At 24.6% G+C, this 6,618-nt stretch carries 6 protein-coding genes; all 6 read right to left on the reverse strand.

The genetic code is table 11. The features are described from left to right. Positions 1-289: 289 nt before the first annotated feature. The 6 genes from B2G44_RS02020 to B2G44_RS02045 all read right to left on the reverse strand — a co-directional run bounded on the left by B2G44_RS02020 (position 290) and on the right by B2G44_RS02045 (position 6,095). Positions 290-1,039 carry a dihydrolipoamide acetyltransferase family protein gene (locus tag B2G44_RS02020; RefSeq protein WP_257616379.1) on the reverse strand — a complete coding sequence of 250 codons (750 nt, stop codon included), beginning with the start codon at positions 1,037-1,039 and terminating at the stop codon, positions 290-292. Between the two features lie 34 nt (positions 1,040-1,073). After that, complete coding sequence (locus B2G44_RS02025; RefSeq protein WP_257616380.1) at positions 1,074-1,367, reverse strand: biotin/lipoyl-containing protein; 294 nt, start codon at positions 1,365-1,367, stop codon at positions 1,074-1,076. A gap of 89 nt (positions 1,368-1,456) precedes the next feature. Further along, positions 1,457-2,443, reverse strand: a complete 987-nt coding sequence (locus tag B2G44_RS02030; protein WP_078123164.1) for an alpha-ketoacid dehydrogenase subunit beta — start codon at positions 2,441-2,443, stop codon at positions 1,457-1,459. 4 nt (positions 2,444-2,447) lie between these two features. Continuing rightward, the gene (pdhA, locus tag B2G44_RS02035) at positions 2,448-3,506 is read right to left on the reverse strand and encodes a pyruvate dehydrogenase (acetyl-transferring) E1 component subunit alpha (RefSeq protein ID WP_078123167.1); all 1,059 of its coding nucleotides are present in this window, start codon (positions 3,504-3,506) and stop codon (positions 2,448-2,450) included. A 185-nt stretch (positions 3,507-3,691) separates the two neighbouring features. Beyond that, entirely contained in the window at positions 3,692-5,029 is a 1,338-nt protein-coding gene (pyk, locus tag B2G44_RS02040) for a pyruvate kinase (RefSeq protein ID WP_078123165.1), read from the reverse strand. Between the two features lie 280 nt (positions 5,030-5,309). Then, positions 5,310-6,095, reverse strand: coding sequence for a YitT family protein (locus B2G44_RS02045; RefSeq protein ID WP_078123166.1), 786 nt, complete (start codon positions 6,093-6,095; stop codon positions 5,310-5,312). Positions 6,096-6,618: the final 523 nt, after the last annotated feature.

Here is a 6,618-nt window from a genome sequence, read left to right on the forward strand (position 1 = left end):
TTTCTGGTGAAACCGTTGTTGATATTATATATCAACCTCTTTCTTGATACCATTGAATTTATTACATCTTCTTATCTTTATTAGGATTATCTCAATAATCTAAAATGTTCTTTATCATTCTAGTTCTTGATAAGATAAAACAATATTTATTTCTTTTAAAACTACCTTATTAATCCCACAACAAATACTAATAGTATATTTTTATATATTATAAATAAAAATCACAATTATAAATTTATATAAAATTCATCAAATAAACGATAATATTTTAAATAAAAAATTTTTATAATTATTCAATCAAAACCGATGGATTATTAAATAATTCTTTAAAAGAACTTAAAAATCTAGATGCTATACCGCCATCTATAATACGATGATCAAAACTTAAAGACAAAGGCAACATGTAAGCTTTTCCAATATTACCATCTTCCAAAACAACAGGTTTTAACTTCATTACACCCATACCTAAAATAGCTACTTGAGGAAAATAAATAACAGGAGTTCCATAAGAAACCCCAAAAGTTCCCCAATTGCTCAAAGTAAAAGTTCCATCATTAATATCTTTATAAACTAATTTTTTATCTCGAGTACGTTGAGATAAATTTTGAATAGATTCTGCAATTTTCCAAATATTTAAATTATCAGCATCTTTAATATTAGGTACCATTAAACCATCATCAGTATCTACAGCTATACCTAAATTAATATATTTTTTAATTATAATTTCTTCTTTTTGATCATCAAAAGTAGAATTAAAAATAGGGAATTGTTTTAATAATTGAACTAAAGCTTTCGAAACAAAAGCTAAATAAGTTAGTTTTATATTTGATGTTGAATTTTTAGATTTTAATTCAGATCTTAAATCAACAACATTATTCATATTAAATTCTTCCATTAAAGTAACATCTGGAATAATCGCTTTAGAAATAGACATTTGTTTTGATATAGCTTTGCGTAAACTAGAAATTTTTTGAACTTCTACTCTGTCAACATCTTGAAATTTATTATTTTTTTTGTCTACATCTGACATATATTTCATCCCCTTGTATTATTTAAATTTATAAATATATTTACTATTCGTTATCTATTTCTATAACCGCTAAAACTTGATCCGATTCTACTTGATCTGAAGGAGAACATTTTATTTCTAAAATAACGCCATTTACAGGAGAAAGTAATGTATCAGATAACTTGTCATTTTCAATTTCAAATAATCCTTGACCTTCTTTTACTTTATCTCCAACCTTACAAAGACATTTGGTTATAGTTCCCTCATGTAAACCTTCACCTAAATCATAAAATTTAAATTCATACTTTTCTTTATGTTTCATAACAATTAAACCTACTTCTTTTTTGATTTTGCGCATAATAAAAAACAATTATTATTTTTATTATTATTTTATTTATAATCCGAAAGACTAGAATACTTATAATATTTAAAATATAAACTCATTTTTTATAACTTATTAAACATTTTTCTAATATAATAAATAATTTTAGTAGGATTTAAAACTTGATGATATTCTCCTCTAGCTAAAGGAGTTATAATATCGTGGCCTGTAATACGTACAGGAGCAGTTTTTAAAGCATCAAAAGCATATTCATTTACTAAAGTAATTATTTCTCCTGCTGGACCATAAGTTTTAGTAGCTTCATGAGCTACTACTATCCTACCAGTTTTTTTCACAGATTGAACAATAGTTTCTTGATCTATAGGAATAATACTTCTTAAATCAATTAATTCAACAGAAATATTATCTTTTTGCAAAGATTCAATAGCATTTAAAATCACAGGAATAGCAGATGACCATCCTACTATAGTAACATCAGAACCTTCTTTAACTACTCGAGCTTTACCAATTTCTATTTCATAAGGTTCTACAGGCACTTCTTCTCTACGAGCACGATATAAAACTTTTGGTTCTAAAAAAATCACAGGATCATTACATTTTATAGCAGATATCAATAATCCTTTAGCATCGATAGGATTAGATGGGACTACTACATGTAATCCTGGGAAAGAAGCTAACATACCTTCGATAGATTCAGAATGATGTTCCAAAGCTTTAATATTACCTTGTATTGTAGTTCGAATTACCATTGGAACTGTAAAATTTCCACGAGTACGATTACGTAATCTTACAGCATGACAAAATAAATCTTGTAAAGCCGGAAAAATAAAACCTTCAAATTGTATTTCTGCTATAGGACGAAAACCAGCTAAAGCTAATCCGATACCACTACCTAAAATACTAGATTCTGAAATAGGAGTATTAAAAACTTTTGACCCTCCGTATTTATTATATAAACCTTTAAGAACTCTAAAAACGCCACCTAAATTTTCAACATCTTCTCCAAACAAAATAACTTTCGGAATATTCTCTAAAGCATAATCTAAAGTATGATTAATAGCTTCTAACATATTCATCTTTATAAAAGCCATAATTTTATTTCCCTTCTTCTGTTGATTTTAAAAATAATTCATAATCATGCAACTGATTTTTTAATTGAGAAGTCATATTTTCATAAGTATGTTCGAAAACCTCTCTTGGTTCTACTATATTAGCGTAAGTTAAAATAGATTTATGAGCTTCTTTAATTTTCTCGATAACATCATTTTTAATTTTATTAATCAAATCATCTGTTAAAATATTTTTATTAATTAAATATTTTTGAAATCTTAAAATAGGTTCTTTTTTAAACCATTCTTCTTCTTCAGCTTTAGAACGATATAAAGAAGGATTGTCGTTGGTAGTATGCCCTAATAAACGATATGTATATAATTCCAATAAAGAAGGACCATTGCCGTTTCTAGCAGATTCAATAAAATGTTTGGAAGCGACATAAACAGCTAAAATATCATTACCATCAACTCTTATACCAGGCATACCAAAAGCAATAGCTTTTTGAGCTAAACTTTCAGCATAACAAGCTACTTTTCTAGGAGTAGAAATAGCATATTGATTATTTTGAATAGCTACTACCAAAGGAACTTGAAAAACCGCTGCATAATTCAAACCCGCTGCAAATTCTTCACTCGCAGTACCACCATCTCCAATAGTTGCTACTGTAACATCTTTTTTATTATCTAATTTACTAGCTAAAGCTAATCCAGCACCTATATTTATAGAACTACCAATAATAATATTAACAGGCAAAATACGTTTTTGAGAATCTATAGCTGAACCTCTTTCATTACCATACCAATAAAGCAAAATATTTTCTACAGAAACGCCACGATATAAAAACATTCCTAAATCACGAAAATAAGGAGAAATCCAATCATTATCTGCGCAAGCTGCAGCAAGACCTATCTGACAAGCTTCATGTCCTGTATTTAAAACATAAGAAAGCATACGTCCTTGACGCTGATATTGAAAAGCTGCTGTATCCGTTTCTCTAGTAAAAACCATAAACTCATACATTTTCAATAATTCTTCATTTGATAAATTAGGTTCAAAATCAGGATTAATTACAAAACCTTTTTCGTCTAAAACTTGAAACATAGGTTTTTGTTCTACATTATATAAAAAATCATCTATCTTTTTAAACAAAATTATAACTCCTTTATTTAACTTTCTAAGTAATAATAAATATTAAATTTGAATCACATTTTAATATTAAATTATTTAACTTAAATTAATACTTAAATTAATTTAAATTAATTTAATAAAATCATAAAAAATTAAAATTATTTAATCAAAATTTGAGATACATTCACTTCAATTAGTTGATTAGTTTCTATTTGATAATCCATCATTTTGGCATTCAATTCATTGGAATTTAAAATCGGTATAACACCAAAATACAAAGATAACCAAGATGCTTCTTTAAGATTTGCAACTACAGCTAATATTTGAAAAGCAGAATGAAACTTAGAAATAATACAAGCATCTGAAAAATTATGTACTAAAATAGCTTTAGCATTTATAATGCTAGCTAATTCAATTGCACCTAATAAAAATTTTTCCCTCCAAATTTTAGGTTCATAATAATTCAAAAAAACATCATAATCTAAAAATTTTTCCGCACTTTTATTAATATTATACATATATTGAACAGATTCTAAAGGATAATTTCCTGAGGCACTTTCACCAGATAACATAGTAGCACTTGTGCCTTCTCGAACCGCATTGAAAACATCTGAAATTTCAGCTTTAGTAGGTCGGGGGTTTTTTTGCATAGATTCTAACATTTGAGTAGCTACAATTACCAGTTTACCTTTCTGAAGACATTTATCAATAATTTCGCTTTGATATAAAGGAACTAAAGTGCCATCAATTTCGATTCCCAAATCACCTCTAGCAACCATAATACCATCTGAAATAGCTAAAATTTCATCTATATGATCTATACCTTCTTGATTTTCTATTTTAGCAATAATTTTAAGATTATCACATTTATTCGATTCCAAAAGATTTTTAATATCTTGTATATCTTGAGAATTTCGGACAAAAGAAGCCGCGATATAATCATAATTTTGTTCAATAGCGAACAAAATATCTTTTTTATCTTTTTCCGACAAAAAAGGAATATTTAATTTAACACCAGGAACATTAACACCTCTTCGAGATTTCACTAAATGAGTATTTTGGGCTTTTGTGATTAACTCTTTTGTTGAATCATCCTTTTCAATCACTTGCAAAGATAAATAACCATCATCAATATTAATAAAATCACCTATATTTAATTCATTATAAAAATTCGGATAAGTTACAGAAAAAATTTTACTATTACCCAAAACTTCTTTTGAAGAAATTCTCACCAAAGAATCTTTATTTATTAAAACATTACCATCAAAATTATGAGTTCTAATTTCAGGACCTTTAGTATCTAACATTAATGCTACATATTTATTTAATTCTTGATTAATATTTCTAATAATAGAAATTATTTTTTTACTAACATCATAATCAGCATGAGAAAAATTAAATCTAGCAACACTTAAACCATTAGAAATCATCTTTTTTAAAATTGTTTCAGAATAACAAGAAGGTCCTAAAGTGCAAATAATCTTTGTTTTATTCATAAATAACCATATCCCACTTTGCTTTTTTACATTTACTTTAAAAATTAATCTAAAATTAAAAAATATTTTATCAAAATCTTAAAAAAATTATGTTTAAAACCGATCATGACTAATAATTCAATAAAAAATTAAAATTACTACTATATTATAAATCTTTTTTTATTATTTGCAAATCTATAAAATTAACATATTTTAATAATTTTATAAAAGTTATTTATCAAAAAAATATCTAAAATCAAAATTCCTAATTATTATATTTTTAGATTTAATATAAGTTAATTTATCCTGTGAATAAAGAAATTAAATTAACAACAAATATTAAAATAAAAAAAGAAAAAAAATATTTAGTAATAATAAAATTTCTCATATTTTGATAACGGAATAAATCTATCAAAAAAGAAATTAATATAATAATTCCATCCACAAAAAATAAAATATAATGTAAATTCAAATTAAATTTTTGATTTAATAGCAAAAATATAATGTCAGTTCCGCCAGTAGAAGAACCACTAGAAAAAATTAAACCACAACCAATTCCTATACAAAAACTTATAATTAAAGAAATAACTAAAAGCTTTAATAACTTATTTTTCTTAATAAAAACTGGTAATAAATTAATAAAAAAACTCTTATCAACAGAATTTTTAGATAAAAATTTAATAGACCAAGTAAAAATTAAATTAAAAAAAACAGTAGTTATGAGAAAAAAGCAAGTATTAGGTAACCAAAAACCAAAAAACAACATAATAATTAAGCGAGAAATGATAATGCCTAAAGGATTGCTAAATAAATAATTTTGTTTTTTATTCAAGCGATTATACAAAAAAACTTTGTCTAAAAAAAGCAAATTACTTTCTAATCCGCCTACTATAAAGTCTTCAGCTAAAATAAAAAAATAAATACTAAAAATTAACAATAATGAACCTAATATAATTTTCAAAATCAAAAATAAATAGAGAAAAAAAATATCATGTAAAATTAATTTATAAAAAAAAGATAAAAATAACATAATAAAAATAAAAATTAATGAAATAATAATTTGTATAAATTTACTATTTTTATTCATTTAAAAATATTCCAGACCTACCTTTCTTACCTATAAATTAATATTTTTTTCAATAAAATTTTTAATATTTTAAAATTAAAGATAATTAAAACATAAATAAATGGAGTTTTTTTAGATTGAGTCATAAAAAAAACAATAAATAAATATAAAAGTGACTAATATTTAAACATATTAGTCACTAAAAAGCATGAATAACCAAAAAAAATACAAATAATTGCATATATGTCCCTATTTTTTATATATAAAATTATAACCAGAAAATATATTATTAAAATCCAATGATAATAAAATAAATTAATCAAATTAATAAAGCCAAAACGAAAACACATGTTCTTAAAAAAATAAAATAATATAAATCTAAAAAATTAATCGCATCATAATCGAAACAAAATTAATTTAAAAAATAATTATATAAATACAGATAGATTAATTGCGTTTTATGCAGCGATTTATCTTTGCTGTTTTATTTACAATCAGCCCCCGTCCAAACGGTGCGAGCAAGTTTCCAAGCACACCGCTTTCC

This window comes from Candidatus Phytoplasma citri, from assembly GCF_002009625.1.
GTDB lineage: Bacteria > Bacillota_I > Bacilli_A > Acholeplasmatales > Acholeplasmataceae > Phytoplasma > Phytoplasma citri.

What these genes read in the sequence shown, in the direction of transcription:
- B2G44_RS02020 (WP_257616379.1), bottom strand. Translation starts at nt 1,039, where the DNA reads ATGAAATATATGTCAGATGTAGACAAAAAAAATAATAAATTTCAAGAT.
- B2G44_RS02025 (WP_257616380.1), bottom strand. Translation starts at nt 1,367, where the DNA reads ATGCGCAAAATCAAAAAAGAAGTAGGTTTAATTGTTATGAAACATAAA.
- B2G44_RS02030 (WP_078123164.1), bottom strand. Translation starts at nt 2,443, where the DNA reads ATGGCTTTTATAAAGATGAATATGTTAGAAGCTATTAATCATACTTTA.
- pdhA (WP_078123167.1), bottom strand. Translation starts at nt 3,506, where the DNA reads ATGTTTCAAGTTTTAGACGAAAAAGGTTTTGTAATTAATCCTGATTTT.
- pyk (WP_078123165.1), bottom strand. Translation starts at nt 5,029, where the DNA reads ATGAATAAAACAAAGATTATTTGCACTTTAGGACCTTCTTGTTATTCT.
- B2G44_RS02045 (WP_078123166.1), bottom strand. Translation starts at nt 6,095, where the DNA reads ATGAATAAAAATAGTAAATTTATACAAATTATTATTTCATTAATTTTT.